The organism is Burkholderia puraquae (assembly GCF_002099195.1).
GTDB classification, from domain to species: Bacteria; Pseudomonadota; Gammaproteobacteria; order Burkholderiales; family Burkholderiaceae; genus Burkholderia; species Burkholderia puraquae.
In genome coordinates, this window is record NZ_NBYX01000030.1 from 45,752 (window position 1) to 58,503 (window position 12,752).

The following is a 12,752-nucleotide window of genomic DNA, read 5'->3' on the forward strand; positions in this document are numbered from 1 at the left end:
GTTCATTGCGCGCGATTCCGGAGGCGGGTGTAGACGGTGCCCGAAGGCGCCTGCACGACCGAGGTGTCGTCGGCGATCGTGCCGTCCGACTTGCTGACGGCCGGCTGGCCCGGTGCAGGCGTGAAGACCCAGGCGCCGGGATATTTGTCGCGGAGTCCGCGCCGGGCAGACGAAACCCCGGTTCCGGCTGGGTAGGTGATGTCGCCGACGGTGGCTGCGTGTGCCAGGGTAGTGGAGTCGAAGGCGAGCACGCGATGTTGCCGGTCGAGATTCAGTATCGGGTGCCGCAAAGATAGCCTGTCCAGTTCGAACACGGCGCCGTCGGCAACATCGACGCGCCAATAGTCGTTGTCGTGCAGGCCGTCGCCATAAGTGGTCGTGCTCCTCATCAGGGTCGAGCCGGCCGGGATGACCGAGTCGCCTGCCCGGTTGCCTTCGGCCAGACGGCACAGCCAGAGCGTTTTGATTCGCGCATCGTTGCGCAGGACGATTCTCATCGGTTCGCCGCCGGCATCGCACGTCCAGCCGTCGAGTGTCCGGGGGCCGGTGATGGCAAGCGCCAGCGCAGTGAGCATGGTGGGGTGCTGGTTGTTCCACGGTGCTTCATCGTCGAATTCCGACCCGGCCGTCAGCGCCACGGCGGGTATTCCGTAGACGCTGACCGCGTGCGGAAATTCGGCGGCCGTGAGCGACGCCATGTCGCCCGCGGTATAGAGCGACAGTCTGGTCGCGGGCGGCATGTCGATACCCAGCAGGTGGGTGGACTTTTCGAGTAACGGATGCTTGGCGGCCTCCGTCTTTCTGGATTCCAGCTCGATCTGCAGATAGCCGACGGCCATCGCAACAAACAGGCTGCCCGCCCAGCACAGCACGCCGAGCAAAACGGACCAGCGGATCCGATGCGCGCCAAACGCTCGCCGTGCGCGTGGAAACACGGCCAGCGCGACGGCCCAGGCCAGCACCGATACGGCGGCCAGAAACGAAATGCCGAGAACGATGAAGAAGGCGCCGGAGAAAATCGGAGCGGGAATCATCGGAAGCGCGAACGGCTGAATGGAATCATTGTTGGAATTGTCCCGACGCCGCGGGACATGCCGGCATCGTCAGGTGAAGGTCGCTGCCACACGTGCGGCCCTCGGTGGCGAACGATACTTCAAGGTCTGATGCGATTGGCGCACATTGTAGTGTTCAAACGCGATTGTCCGGCGAGAGCCGCGTGCACATCCGGCACGTTCGGTCACTACGCGGGCAACAACTACCCCGGCAACGCGTCCGCCAGCGCCCGCATCGCGTCCACCGTCTCCGGGTTCGCCGGAAAGAACGCCTCGATCGCGAGTTCCGACAGCGTCACGTCGACCGGTGTGCCGAACACGGTCGTCGTGCTGAAGAACGTCAGTTCGCCGGCCGCCGTGCGCAGCCGCAGCGGCACGGCGATATCCGCGAAGTCGGTGCGCGTGTGCGTGTCGTCGGGCTGGCCGGCCGGCGCCGGATACGCGGCGAGTTCGTCGCGCAGCGTGTGCAGCGTGCGGTCGCCGCTCGCATCGATCTGCCGCTGCAACCGATGCAGGATGTGTGCGCGCCATTCATGCCAGTTGACGATCTGCGACGCGAGGCCGTCCGGATGCAGGCTCAGCCGCAGCACGTTGACGGGCGGCTGCAGCAGCGCCGGGTCGGCCTGCGCGACCAGCGCGCCGAGCATCCGGTTCGCGGCGAGCAGCGTCCAGTGGCGGTCCACGGCGAGCGCCGGGTAGGGCTCATGGCCGCGCAGCACGGCTTCGACCGCATGGCGCGCGGCATCCAGTTGCGGATCCGAAAACGGCCGTTCGCGGAACAGCGGCGCGAAGCCGGCCGCGACGAGCAGCGCATTGCGTTCGCGCAGCGGCACGTCGAGACGCTCCGCGAGATGCAGCACCATTTCGCGGCTCGGCTGCGCGCGGCCCGATTCGACGAAGCTCAGGTGGCGCGCGGAGACTTCCGCGTCGAGCGCGAGCGCCATCTGGCTCAGGCGCCGGCGTTGCCGCCACGTGCGCAGCAGCGGGCCGATGCCGGCCGCGCGGCCGGCGGACGGGGAGGGCGAATGGAGGGCGGCGGTCGGGTTCATGCAGCAGATGATAGGCAATCCCGCGCACCTTGGGCATTACCTGCGACGTAAGCATCGCGCCGTTCCCCGGGTGCGTCACCGCGCTGCGTTACCATAGCCCCCGTGCCAACTGAGAGACGACGCCGGACCCGCGATTGAAAGCGCCTGGGCCGGTGCCGTGCATATTTACGACAAGGCATTCCAGGGGAATCCAACAATGAAAAAACTTGCCGTCCGGCTCGCCTGCGTGGCGACGCTTGCATTCGCCGCGACCACCGGCCACGCGCAGACCGAAGCTGCGCAGGTGGAAATGCGGGCCGCCGCCGCGGCCGCCAACGACGCGGTCGTGAAGGGCCCGACCGATATCGACGTGAAACACGAAGCCGTGCTGAAGCTGAAGGCCGGCGAATCGTTCGTGCCGGCCGCCGAAGCCGGCCGCTACCTGCGCTCGATGGGCAACTCGATCGACGAAACCAAGCTGGTCGGCCTCGTGCTGCCCGACGATCCCGATGCCGACTGGATCTCGGTCGTGTCGTTCGAGCCGAGCGGCTATATCCGCGACGACGACGCGAAGGACTGGAAGCCCGACGAGCTGCTGAAGAGCCTGCAGTCCGGCACCGAGGAAGACAACCCGGGGCGCAAGGAGCGCGGCCTGCCGGAAACCGAGGTGGTCGGCTGGGCGAAGGCGCCCGCGTACGACGCGGCCACGCACCGGCTCGTGTGGTCCGCGATCATCCGCGACAAGGGCGCGGCCCCGAACGCCGAGAACGACGGCGTGAACTACCGGACGCTCGTGCTCGGCCGCGACGGCTACCTGTCGCTGACGATGGCGTCGACGCTCGCCGACCTGCCGAAATACAAGGGGGCGGCCGACGAGCTGCTGTCGAGCATCAGCTTCAACGACGGCAAGCGCTACGCCGATTTCAACAAGTCGACCGACCACGTCGCCGAGTACGGCCTCGCGGCGCTGATCGTCGGCGTCGGCGCGAAGAAGCTCGGGCTGCTCGCGCTGATCGGCGCGTTCGCGGTGAAGTTCTTCAAGGTCGGCGCGGTCGCGCTGCTGGCCGGCGGCGCGGCGCTGAAGCGCTTCTTCGGGCGCAAGCCGAAGGCGGCCGCGGTACCGGCCGTCGCCGACGCATCCGGCGCATCCGGCGCGGAGCGCAAGGAATGACGAAGCTGTTGCTGCTGATCTTCGGCGGCCTCAAGCTCGGCAAGGTGCTCGTATCGGCGGGCACCATGCTGGCCTCGCTCGCGGTCTACGCGCTGTTCTACGGCTGGCGGTTCGCGGCCGGTTTCGTTGCGCTGCTGCTGGTGCACGAGGCCGGCCACTACATCGCCGCGCAGCGGCGCGGGCTCGACGTCGGGCTGCCGACTTTCATCCCGTTCGTCGGCGCGTGGATCCAGTTGAAGGAGATGCCGCACGACGCGGAAACCGAGGCGTACGTTGGGCTCGCCGGGCCGTTCGTCGGCACGCTCGGCGCGCTGGCCTGCTACGCGGCTGCACGCCACTACGACAGCAACCTGCTGCTCGCGCTGTCGTACACGGGCTTCTTCCTCAATCTGTTCAACATGATTCCGCTGTCGCCGTTCGACGGCGGGCGGATCACCGCGGTGCTGTCGCCGCGCATCTGGTTCGCGGGCGTGCCCGTGCTGATCGCGCTGTTCGTGTATCGCCCGAGCCCGCTGCTGATCGTGATGGCGATCCTCGCGCTGCCGCAGTTGAAGCGCGCGTGGCGCTACGATCCCGACGCGCCGGAGAACCGCGTGTACTACGCGACGTCGATCGAGACGAAGACGACGTACGCGCTCTGCTACGTCGGCCTGCTCGCGTTTCTCGCGTTGATGACGTCCGGCGTGCACGACATGCTGCGCGTCGCGCATTCGTCGATCTGATACCCGGGACCTGATGCAACCACGGCGGCCGTTTTTACGTGGCCGCCGTGGTTTTGTGTCGAAGTTGAACGTCAGGTGTCGCGATGACGCAGTTCGACACGCCTGATGTCCTTCACGATCACGAGATAGCTGAACACGGTGACGAGCGCGTTCAACCCGACGAACACAAGTGCGCCGTTGAACGAGCCGCTCGCGCCGACGAGGTAGCCGATCGTGATCGGCGCGACGATGCCCGCCGTGTTGCCGAACATGTTGAACAGGCTGCCCGACAGGCCGATCGCTTCCTTCGGTGCGGTATCCGCGACGACGGCCCAGCCGAGCGAGCCGATCCCCTTGCCGAAGAACGACACGGCCATCAGCACGATCACCAGCACTTCGCTGTCGACGTAATTGCAGCCGATGATGACCATCGACAGCGCCATCCCGCCGACGATCGGGATCTTGCGCGCGAGCGTGAGCGACACGCCGCGGCGGATCAGCCCGTCCGACAGCATCCCGCCGAGCACGCCGCCGAGGAACCCGCAGATCGCGGGCAGCGAGGTCATGAAGCCGGCTTTCAGCAGCGACATTCCGCGCGCCTGCACGAGGTAGATCGGGAACCACGTGAGGAAGAAGTAGGTGAGCACGTTCACGCAGTACTGGCCGAGGTACACGCCGATCAGCATCCGGTTCGACAGCAACTGGCGCACGTAGTACCAGCCGGCCACGCGGCTGCCTTCCCGGCGCGCGCCGTTGCTGCCGCGCGCGGCGGTGCGCACCAGTCCGCCGCCCTGCTCGATGTGCTCGAGTTCTGCGCGGTTCACGGCCGGATGGTCGGCCGGGTCCTTCATGACCCGCAGCCACAGGAACGCGAGCGCGATGCCCGCGAGACCGAGCCACAGGTACACCTGGTGCCAGCCATACGCGTGCGTGAGCCACGCCATCAGCGGCGAGAACACCACGGCCGCGAAGTACTGCGCGGCGTTGAAGATCGCCGACGCGGTGCCGCGCTCGGCGGTCGGGAACCAGCTTGCGACGACCTTCGCGTTCGCGGGAAATGCGGGGGCTTCGGCGATGCCGACCGCGAAGCGCATCGCGAACAGCGCGGCGACCGCGAACGCGGCGCTGCCGCCGAGGCCGATCGTGCTCTGCAGCAGCGTGAACGCCGACCACAGGAAGATGCTGGCTGCATAGACGCGGCGCGCGCCGAAGCGATCGAGCAGCCAGCCGCTCGGCAGTTGCGCGAGCACGTACGCCCAGCTGAACGCCGAGAAGATGTAGCCCATCGTCACCGGATCGATGCCGAATGCCTTGCGGATCGGCGTGCCGGTGATCGACAGCGTCGCGCGGTCCGCGTAGTTGAGCGTCGTGACGACGAACAGCATCGCCAGGATCCAGTAGCGCACGGCGGTCCGGCGCGCGGTGCGCGCGAGGTCGAGCGGCAGGTCGCGTGGGGAGGTCTGATTAGGCACTTTGATGTACGTCGTCGTATGACATGGCGGCAGTTTATCGGCAATAATCAGACGCAGAAACCTCGGGTTTTCCCTCTGAGAGATGACGTGAAATGGTAAAAATCCCGGGGAATATCCTGTGATACAAGGATTTCGCGCGCATCGGCGCCGGTCCGGCGGTTGGCGTGAATATTGATGTTTGGTGGGCGGACATCATATCTGTTGGGCTACAATGAGCAACCTATTCCCGAACCACGGAGCACACCCCATGCAACTGACAGGAGAGATGCTGATCGGCGCCGACGCGGTGGCCGGCTCGGCCGGCACCTTGCACGCGTTCGACCCGACGAAGGGCGCGCCGATCGACGCACCGGCGTTCGGCATCGCGACGCAGGCCGACGTCGACCGCGCGTGCGAACTCGCACGCGACGCGTTCGATGCGTACCGCTCGCAGCCGCTCGCGGCCCGCGCCGCGTTTCTCGACGCGATCGCGGATGAAATCGTCGCGCTCGGCGACGCGCTGATCGAGCGCGCGCACGCCGAAACGGGTCTGCCCGTCGCGCGGCTGCAGGGCGAGCGCGGCCGCACCGTCGGCCAGCTCCGGCTGTTCGCGCGCGTCGTGCGCGACGGGCGTTTCCTCGCCGCGTCGATCGATCCCGCGCAGCCCGAGCGCACGCCGCTGCCGCGTTCGGACCTGCGGCTGCAGAAAGTCGGGCTCGGCCCCGTCGTCGTATTTGGTGCGAGCAATTTCCCGCTCGCGTTCTCGGTGGCTGGCGGCGATACGGCCTCGGCGCTCGCGGCCGGCTGCCCGGTGATCGTGAAGGCGCACGAAGCGCACCTCGGCACGTCCGAGCTGGTCGGCCGCGCGATCCGCGCCGCCGTCGTGAAAACCGGCATGCCGGACGGCGTGTTCTCGCTGCTGGTCGGCCCCGGCCGCGTGATCGGTGCGCCGCTGGTCGGCCATCCGGCGGTCCAGGCGGTCGGCTTCACCGGTTCGCGGCAGGGCGGCATGGCGCTCGTGCAGATCGCGAACGCGCGCCCGCAGCCGATTCCCGTGTACGCGGAAATGAGCAGCATCAACCCGGTCGTGCTGTTCCCGGCGGCGCTCGCCGCGCGCGGCGACGCGATCGCAACGGGCTTCGTCGATTCGCTGACGCTCGGCGTCGGCCAGTTCTGCACGAACCCGGGCCTCGTGCTCGCGATCGGCGGCCCCGATCTCGACCGCTTCGAAACTGTTGCCGCGCAGGCGCTCGCGAAGAAGCCGGCCGGCGTGATGCTCACGCGCGGCATTGCCGATGCGTATCGCAACGGCCGCGGCAAGCTGGCCGAGTTGCCGGGCGTGCGCGAAATCGGCGCGGGCGAGGCGGCGCAGACCGACTGCCAGGCCGGCGGCGCGTTGTACGAAGTCGGCGCGCAGGCGTTCCTGGCCGAGCCGGCATTCAGCCACGAGGTATTCGGGCCGGCGTCGCTGATCGTGCGCTGCCGTGATCTCGACGAGGTCGCGCGCGTGCTCGAAGCGCTCGAGGGCCAGTTGACGGCCACGCTGCAGATGGACGCCGACGACAAGCCGCTCGCGCGCCGGCTGCTGCCGATCCTTGAACGCAAGGCCGGGCGCCTGCTCGTGAACGGCTATCCGACCGGCGTCGAGGTGTGCGACGCAATGGTGCACGGCGGGCCGTTCCCCGCGACGTCGAACCCGGCCGTCACGTCGGTCGGTGCGACGGCGATCGAGCGTTTCCTGCGGCCCGTGTGCTACCAGGATTTCCCGGACGATCTGCTGCCGGAAGGGTTGCAGGAGAAGAACCCGCTCGGGATTCCGCGGCTGCGGGACGGGAAGGCGGAGTGACGTGCAGCGGCCTGGCGGCAATCGCCGGGCCGCGTGCCGAATGGACGAAAGCGGAGGCGGCCGACTGGCCGTCTCCGTTTTTTTCAACGTGCCTTCCGTGGCGCCGGAATTTCTCCTACAGTAGCGAAGCCTCGGGCCGCCCGGCCCGCAGGCGAAGCCTGAGAGCGCGAGAAAAAGTCCAAGAGGGTACTGAATCCATGAACATCAACAAGCGTGGCGACCACCTGTTCGCGGCCGGATTGTGGAAGGCGATCGGCGATGTCGCGAAATCCGTGCGCACCCAGGTCGGCCAATACAGCGAAGGGCGCGTGCTCGCGAATGCGCTGCTGGAATTCCAGCGCGACCTCGGCGGCAGCGAATTCGACGTGACGATCAACCAGGGGCGGCTCGTCACGGGCGCCGACGCGCATTCGCTCGTGTTCGGGCAGGCCGTTCGCCGTTTCCGCCAGGACATGGAAGCGCTGGTGTTCGCGCTCCAGTACCGGCGCAGCATCGACGAACGCGACCCGAGCCTGCGCACCGACGCGCTGATCCAGGCGAACAGCCAGCTCGCGACTGCGAAGCAGTCGGCGACGATCACGGTCGGCCGGTTCTTCGATGCGGTTGTCGACCGCGATGTGCTCGGGCAAATCCTCGACGGCGAATCGAATGCGCGCGCGCGGGCGGGCACGCAGGGGCAGATCGAGGCGACGCGGGTCAGGCTCGCGAACGTGCGTCACCGGATCGTCGGGATCATCACGCAGATGTGACGGCGGCGGCGCGCATCGCGGCGGATGCATGCGCCATCGCGGAGAGGATACAAACGGTCGCGGCCGGCAAGCGCCGGCCGCGATGCAACACTGCCGGCCGCGGCGCCGATGAAGGCCCGCGCCGCCGGCCGCGCCCGCTTACTGCGGGCCCATCTTCCTGATCAGCACGTCGAGCTCCGCCACTTCGTCGTCGTTGAGGTCGACGAGCGGTGCGCGCACCGGGCCCGCGTCGTGGCCGACGAGCTTCGCACCCGCCTTCACGATGCTGACCGCATAGCCCGCGCGGCGATTGCGGATCTTCAGGTACGGCAGGAAGAACTCGTCGATCAGGCGGCCGACCGTGGCGTGGTCGTCCTTCGCGATCGCTTCGTAGAATGCCATCGCCGTCTTCGGGATGAAGTTGAACACGGCCGACGAATACACCGGCACGCCGAGTGCCTTGTACGCGGCGGCATAGACTTCGGCCGTCGGCAGGCCGCCGAGGTACGCGAAGCGGTCGCCGAGGCGGCGGCGAATCGTCACCATGCTCTCGATTTCGCCGACGCCGTCCTTGAAGCCGATCAGGTTCGGGCAACGGTCGGCGAGGCGCTCGAGCATGTCGGCGTTCAGCTTCGAATTCGCGCGGTTGTACACCACGACGCCGATCTTCAGGGCGCGGCACACCTGCTCGACGTGGTCGGCGATCCCTTCCTGGCTTGCTTCGGTCAGGTAATGCGGCATCAGCAGCACGCCGCTCGCGCCGAGGCGCTCGGCCTCCTGCGCATATTCGATCGCGACGCGCGTCGCGCCGCCCGCGCCGGCGAGGATCGGCACCTTGCCCTTGCAGGTTTCCGTCGCGACGCGGATCACGTCCGAATACTCGCGCTGCGTGAGCGAGAAGAATTCGCCGGTGCCGCCGGCCGCGAACAGCGCGCTCGCGCCGTACGGCGCCAGCCATTCCAGGCGTTCCGCGTAGGTGGACGGGCGGAAGCTGCCGTCGGCGTCGAAATCCGTCAGCGGAAACGACAGCAGGCCGTGAGAGATGATCTGTTTGAGTTCTTGCGGTGAAGTCATGGTTGGGTCGTCCGTCTAGCGCGAGTGCTGGGTTCGTCGGGAACGGCATACGAGCCACATTGGCGATGTCGTTGTATGTCATCGTACAACGAGGGGAAGGGGGACGCAAGCGGTTTGCGGCTGCTTAAATAGTAGGGTCTTTCCGGATAAGGGTTTACGCAGCATCGCGGCCTGGGGTTGAATGTCGTATGATGACTAACGATATGGTCGATAGCTTCCAGGAATTCCGATGACTGCTTCCCCGCTCTACATCCGCGTGCATCCCGACGACAACGTCGCGATCGTCGTCAACGACGGCGGCTTGCCCGAGGGCGCGACGTTCGCCGACGGGCTGACGCTGCGCGAAGGCGTGCCGCAGGGGCACAAGGTCGCGCTGGTCGATCTCGCGGCCGGCGATCCGATCGTCCGCTACAACGTGGTGATCGGCTATGCGCTGGTCGAGCTGCGGCGCGGCAGCTGGGTCAACGAGCGCACGATGCGCATGCCCGAGCCGCCGGGTCTCGACGACCTGCCGCTCGCGACGCGCGCCGCGCCGCCGCTGCCGCCGCTCGAAGGTTATACGTTCGAAGGCTTCCGCAATGCCGACGGCTCGGTCGGTACGCGCAACATCCTCGCGATCACGACGACCGTGCAGTGCGTGTCGGGCGTGGTCGAGCACGCGGTGAAGCGGATCAAGGCCGAACTGCTGCCGCGCTATCCGAACGTCGACGACGTGGTCGGGCTCGAGCACACGTACGGCTGCGGCGTCGCGATCGACGCGCCCGACGCCGACATCCCGATCCGCACACTCCGCAACATCAGCCTGAATCCGAACTTCGGCGGCGAGGTGATGACCGTGAGCCTCGGCTGCGAGAAGCTGCAGCCCGAGCGCCTGCTGCCGCCCGGCACGATTCCGGTGGCCGCCGATGGCGCGACCGACAACGGCGGTGTCGTGTGCCTGCAGGATGCCGCGCACGTCGGCTTCAACTCGATGATCGACTCGATCATGAAGATGGCCGAACCGCATCTCGAGCGGCTCAACCGCCGCCGCCGCGAGACGTGCCCTGCGTCGGATCTCGTCGTCGGCGTGCAGTGCGGCGGCAGCGACGCGTTCTCGGGGCTCACCGCGAACCCGGCCGTCGGCTTCGCGGCCGACCTGCTGGTGCGCGCGGGCGCGACGATCATGTTCTCCGAGGTGACGGAAGTGCGCGATGGCGTCGCGCAGCTCACGTCGCGCGCGGCGAACGAGGACGTTGCACGCGAGATCATCCGCGAGATGGACTGGTACGACCGCTACCTGCAGCGCGGTCGCGTCGACCGCAGCGCGAACACGACGCCCGGCAACAAGAAGGGCGGCCTGTCGAACATCGTCGAGAAGGCGATGGGGTCGATCGTGAAGTCGGGCAGCGCGCCGATCGCCGGCGTCGTGCGTCCCGGCGATCGCGCGAAGCAGAAGGGGCTGCTGTACGCGGCGACACCCGCGAGCGACTTCATCTGCGGCACGCTGCAGCTCGCGGCCGGGATGAACCTGCACATTTTCACGACCGGGCGCGGCACGCCGTACGGTCTCGCACAGGTGCCGGTGATCAAGGTCGCGACGCGCAGCGACCTCGCGCGCCGCTGGCACGACCTGATGGATCTCGATGCGGGACAGATCGCGACCGGCGCGGCCACGATCGAGGACACCGGCTGGGAACTGTTCCGGCTGATGCTCGACGTCGCGAGCGGCAAGCGCCGCACGTGGGCCGAGCAATGGAAACTCGCGAATGCGCTGACGCTGTTCAATCCGGCGCCGGTGACCTGACGCATCGGGTCGGAGCGGCAGACGATACGGGCGCCCGAGGGCGCCCGTTTTCATTGCGGCGGCGCAAACGTCGGCGGGATACCCGCGATGCGGAGAACCGGCTTCATGGCGGGGCACGTCCGGAGTGCGGAGCGGCCCTCCGGCTCGACGCGACCGACGCGACCGGCGCGATTTCCTTACCTTGTACGTAATCGACCGCCCGCGCGAGGCCGGCGACGATGACTGCACGCGAATACGAAACACGCCATGTTCGCGACATCGTCCTCTCATCGACACAAGGAGCCTCGCCATGAACACCACCCAGTCCGCATCGTCCGTTCACGCCGACCTGATCGACCGCTACTTCGACGCGTGGAACGAACCCGACGTCGCGCGCCGCCGCGCGCTGATCGATGCGACCTACGCGAGCGACGCGGCCTATCGCGATCCGCTGATGGCCGGCGACGGCCACGCCGGCATCGACGCGATGATCGCGGCCGTGCAGGCGCGCTTCCCTGCGTTCCGCTTCCGCCGCACGACCGACGTCGACGGGTTCGGCCAGCACCTGCGGTTCTCGTGGGCGCTCGTGTCGCCCGACGGCGCGGCGATCGTGAAGGGTTCGGACTTCGGCACCGTCGACGCGTCGGGCCGCCTCGCGTCGGTCACGGGTTTCATCGACGAAATGCCGGCCGCGGCGTCGTGATGCGAGCGAAGCACGCGCAGCGGCCACCGGGATCGGGTAACGTTATGCGGTTCGTTCCTGATCCCGGAGACTACCCGCATGCTGAAGAATCTCGACCCGCTGCTGCACGCCGACATCCTGCACACGCTACGCGCGATGGGCCACGGTGACGAAATCGCGATCTGCGACGCGAATTTCCCGGCGGAGTCCGTCGCGGAGCACACCGTGGTCGGCCGCGCATTGCGGATCGACGGCGCCGATTCGGCGCGCGTCGTCCGTGCGGTGCTGTCCGTGCTGCCGCTCGACACGTTCGTCGACACGCCTGCGTGGCGGATGGAAGTCGTCGGCGATGCGGCGGCGGTGCCGCCCGTGCAGCGCGAGGTGCAGGCCGAGATCGACCGCGCCGAAGGGCGCGCGGTGCCGCTCGCGGGCATCGATCGGTTTGCGTTCTACGAGCGCGCGCAGCAGACCTACGCGGTGATCGTCACCGGCGAGCTGCGCGGCTACGGCTGCTTCATCTTCAAGAAGGGCGTGTTGTTGAGCGACGCGGGCTAAACGCCTTTTCCATGCCGCTGCCTTCGGGTCGCGCGGCCGCCGCCGTGTAAAGATTTGCTACAACCTTTTTCTTGGACACGGCCGAAACTCTGTCTATGCTGGCCCATTTGCCGCGGGCCCCGCAGGGCCGCGCGGCGCCGAGCTGTCCGGGCGTGCCCGGGCGGCCGGCCGAATTGCATACGAGGAGAGAGGCATGACGCGTTCCGTCGATTCCGGCGTCATTTTTTTCGCGCGCCTGGCGCTGGCGGCGTTGTTCCTGTGGGGTGGCGTGATGAAGCTGCTCGGCTATGGCGATTTCATCGGTTATCTGCATGGGCTGAACGTGCCGTATCCGCAGGTGATCGGGCCGATCGTCGTCGCGATCGAGGGGCTCGGCGGGCTGCTGCTGATCGTCGGCTACAAGGTGAAGCCGCTTGCGTTGCTGATGGCGTTCTACACGGTCGCGACCGCGATGGTCGGGCACAATTTCTGGGACGCGACGGACGCCGCGGTCCAGCACGACATGGTGATCCATTTCTGGAAGAACGTCGCGATCGCCGGTGGGTTCCTGCTGCTGTTCGTCACCGGCGCCGGCGGCGCGAGCATCGACGGCCTGCGCCGGCCGAGTTCGTCGTACGGCAGCCTGCGCTGAGCACACACACGCACGCCGTTGCCGTTGCGCTGAAGCAAAGTAAAAGGGCCGAATCCCGCGGGATTCGGCCC

At 67.6% G+C, this 12,752-nt stretch carries 12 protein-coding genes; 8 read left to right on the plus strand and 4 right to left on the minus strand.

All coding sequences use genetic code 11. The features are described from left to right. Window positions 1–2: 2 nt before the first annotated feature. Both B7G54_RS34170 and B7G54_RS34175 read right to left on the minus strand, forming a co-directional pair. Window positions 3–1,034 (minus strand): hypothetical protein, encoded by a 1,032-nt coding sequence (locus B7G54_RS34170; RefSeq protein ID WP_085043118.1) that lies wholly within the window; start codon window positions 1,032–1,034, stop codon window positions 3–5. Between the two features lie 221 nt (window positions 1,035–1,255). Beyond that, complete coding sequence (locus B7G54_RS34175) at window positions 1,256–2,101, minus strand: helix-turn-helix domain-containing protein (RefSeq protein ID WP_085043119.1); 846 nt, start codon at window positions 2,099–2,101, stop codon at window positions 1,256–1,258. Window positions 2,102–2,297: 196 nt separating this feature from the next. Here B7G54_RS34175 and B7G54_RS34180 point away from each other — a divergent pair, with 196 nt between their 5' ends. Both B7G54_RS34180 and B7G54_RS34185 read left to right on the plus strand, forming a co-directional pair. Further along, window positions 2,298–3,251, plus strand: a complete 954-nt coding sequence (locus B7G54_RS34180; RefSeq protein WP_085043120.1) for a DUF2167 domain-containing protein — start codon at window positions 2,298–2,300, stop codon at window positions 3,249–3,251. Next, a complete protein-coding gene (locus tag B7G54_RS34185) occupies window positions 3,248–3,973 on the plus strand; it encodes a site-2 protease family protein (protein ID WP_085043121.1) in 726 nt (241 codons plus the stop codon). Before B7G54_RS34180 ends, B7G54_RS34185 begins: the two co-directional genes overlap by 4 nt. Before the next feature lie 71 nt (window positions 3,974–4,044). Here the strand turns inward: B7G54_RS34185 and B7G54_RS34190 are convergent, their stop codons facing one another. Then, window positions 4,045–5,424 carry an MFS transporter gene (locus B7G54_RS34190; RefSeq protein ID WP_085043122.1) on the minus strand — a complete coding sequence of 460 codons (1,380 nt, stop codon included), beginning with the start codon at window positions 5,422–5,424 and terminating at the stop codon, window positions 4,045–4,047. 247 nt (window positions 5,425–5,671) lie between these two features. Between B7G54_RS34190 and B7G54_RS34195 the strand changes: the two genes are divergently transcribed. Beyond that, a complete protein-coding gene (locus B7G54_RS34195) occupies window positions 5,672–7,249 on the plus strand; it encodes an aldehyde dehydrogenase (NADP(+)) (RefSeq protein WP_085043123.1) in 1,578 nt (525 codons plus the stop codon). A 197-nt stretch (window positions 7,250–7,446) separates the two neighbouring features. Beyond that, the gene (locus B7G54_RS34200; RefSeq protein ID WP_085043124.1) at window positions 7,447–7,998 is read left to right on the plus strand and encodes a hypothetical protein; all 552 of its coding nucleotides are present in this window, start codon (window positions 7,447–7,449) and stop codon (window positions 7,996–7,998) included. A 138-nt stretch (window positions 7,999–8,136) separates the two neighbouring features. Here the strand turns inward: B7G54_RS34200 and kdgD are convergent, their stop codons facing one another. After that, the gene (gene kdgD, locus B7G54_RS34205) at window positions 8,137–9,051 is read right to left on the minus strand and encodes a 5-dehydro-4-deoxyglucarate dehydratase (protein ID WP_085043125.1); all 915 of its coding nucleotides are present in this window, start codon (window positions 9,049–9,051) and stop codon (window positions 8,137–8,139) included. Window positions 9,052–9,280: 229 nt separating this feature from the next. On the opposite strand from kdgD, the gene garD reads away from it, so the two are divergent. The 4 genes from garD (at window position 9,281) to B7G54_RS34225 (ending at window position 12,681) form a co-directional block, all read left to right on the plus strand. Continuing rightward, window positions 9,281–10,834, plus strand: a complete 1,554-nt coding sequence (gene garD, locus B7G54_RS34210; protein WP_085043126.1) for a galactarate dehydratase — start codon at window positions 9,281–9,283, stop codon at window positions 10,832–10,834. A 289-nt stretch (window positions 10,835–11,123) separates the two neighbouring features. Continuing rightward, window positions 11,124–11,516: a nuclear transport factor 2 family protein gene (locus tag B7G54_RS34215; protein WP_085043127.1), complete on the plus strand. Its 393-nt coding sequence runs from the start codon at window positions 11,124–11,126 to the stop codon at window positions 11,514–11,516. 78 nt (window positions 11,517–11,594) lie between these two features. After that, window positions 11,595–12,050 carry an RbsD/FucU family protein gene (locus tag B7G54_RS34220; RefSeq protein WP_069260787.1) on the plus strand — a complete coding sequence of 152 codons (456 nt, stop codon included), beginning with the start codon at window positions 11,595–11,597 and terminating at the stop codon, window positions 12,048–12,050. Window positions 12,051–12,243: 193 nt separating this feature from the next. Further along, entirely contained in the window at window positions 12,244–12,681 is a 438-nt protein-coding gene (locus B7G54_RS34225; RefSeq protein WP_085043128.1) for a DoxX family protein, read from the plus strand. Window positions 12,682–12,752 lie beyond the last annotated feature (71 nt).

What these genes read in the sequence shown, in the direction of transcription:
- B7G54_RS34170 (WP_085043118.1), bottom strand. Translation starts at nt 1,034, where the DNA reads ATGATTCCCGCTCCGATTTTCTCCGGCGCCTTCTTCATCGTTCTCGGC.
- B7G54_RS34175 (WP_085043119.1), bottom strand. Translation starts at nt 2,101, where the DNA reads ATGAACCCGACCGCCGCCCTCCATTCGCCCTCCCCGTCCGCCGGCCGC.
- B7G54_RS34180 (WP_085043120.1), top strand. Translation starts at nt 2,298, where the DNA reads ATGAAAAAACTTGCCGTCCGGCTCGCCTGCGTGGCGACGCTTGCATTC.
- B7G54_RS34185 (WP_085043121.1), top strand. Translation starts at nt 3,248, where the DNA reads ATGACGAAGCTGTTGCTGCTGATCTTCGGCGGCCTCAAGCTCGGCAAG.
- B7G54_RS34195 (WP_085043123.1), top strand. Translation starts at nt 5,672, where the DNA reads ATGCAACTGACAGGAGAGATGCTGATCGGCGCCGACGCGGTGGCCGGC.
- B7G54_RS34200 (WP_085043124.1), top strand. Translation starts at nt 7,447, where the DNA reads ATGAACATCAACAAGCGTGGCGACCACCTGTTCGCGGCCGGATTGTGG.
- kdgD (WP_085043125.1), bottom strand. Translation starts at nt 9,051, where the DNA reads ATGACTTCACCGCAAGAACTCAAACAGATCATCTCTCACGGCCTGCTG.
- garD (WP_085043126.1), top strand. Translation starts at nt 9,281, where the DNA reads ATGACTGCTTCCCCGCTCTACATCCGCGTGCATCCCGACGACAACGTC.
- B7G54_RS34215 (WP_085043127.1), top strand. Translation starts at nt 11,124, where the DNA reads ATGAACACCACCCAGTCCGCATCGTCCGTTCACGCCGACCTGATCGAC.
- B7G54_RS34220 (WP_069260787.1), top strand. Translation starts at nt 11,595, where the DNA reads ATGCTGAAGAATCTCGACCCGCTGCTGCACGCCGACATCCTGCACACG.
- B7G54_RS34225 (WP_085043128.1), top strand. Translation starts at nt 12,244, where the DNA reads ATGACGCGTTCCGTCGATTCCGGCGTCATTTTTTTCGCGCGCCTGGCG.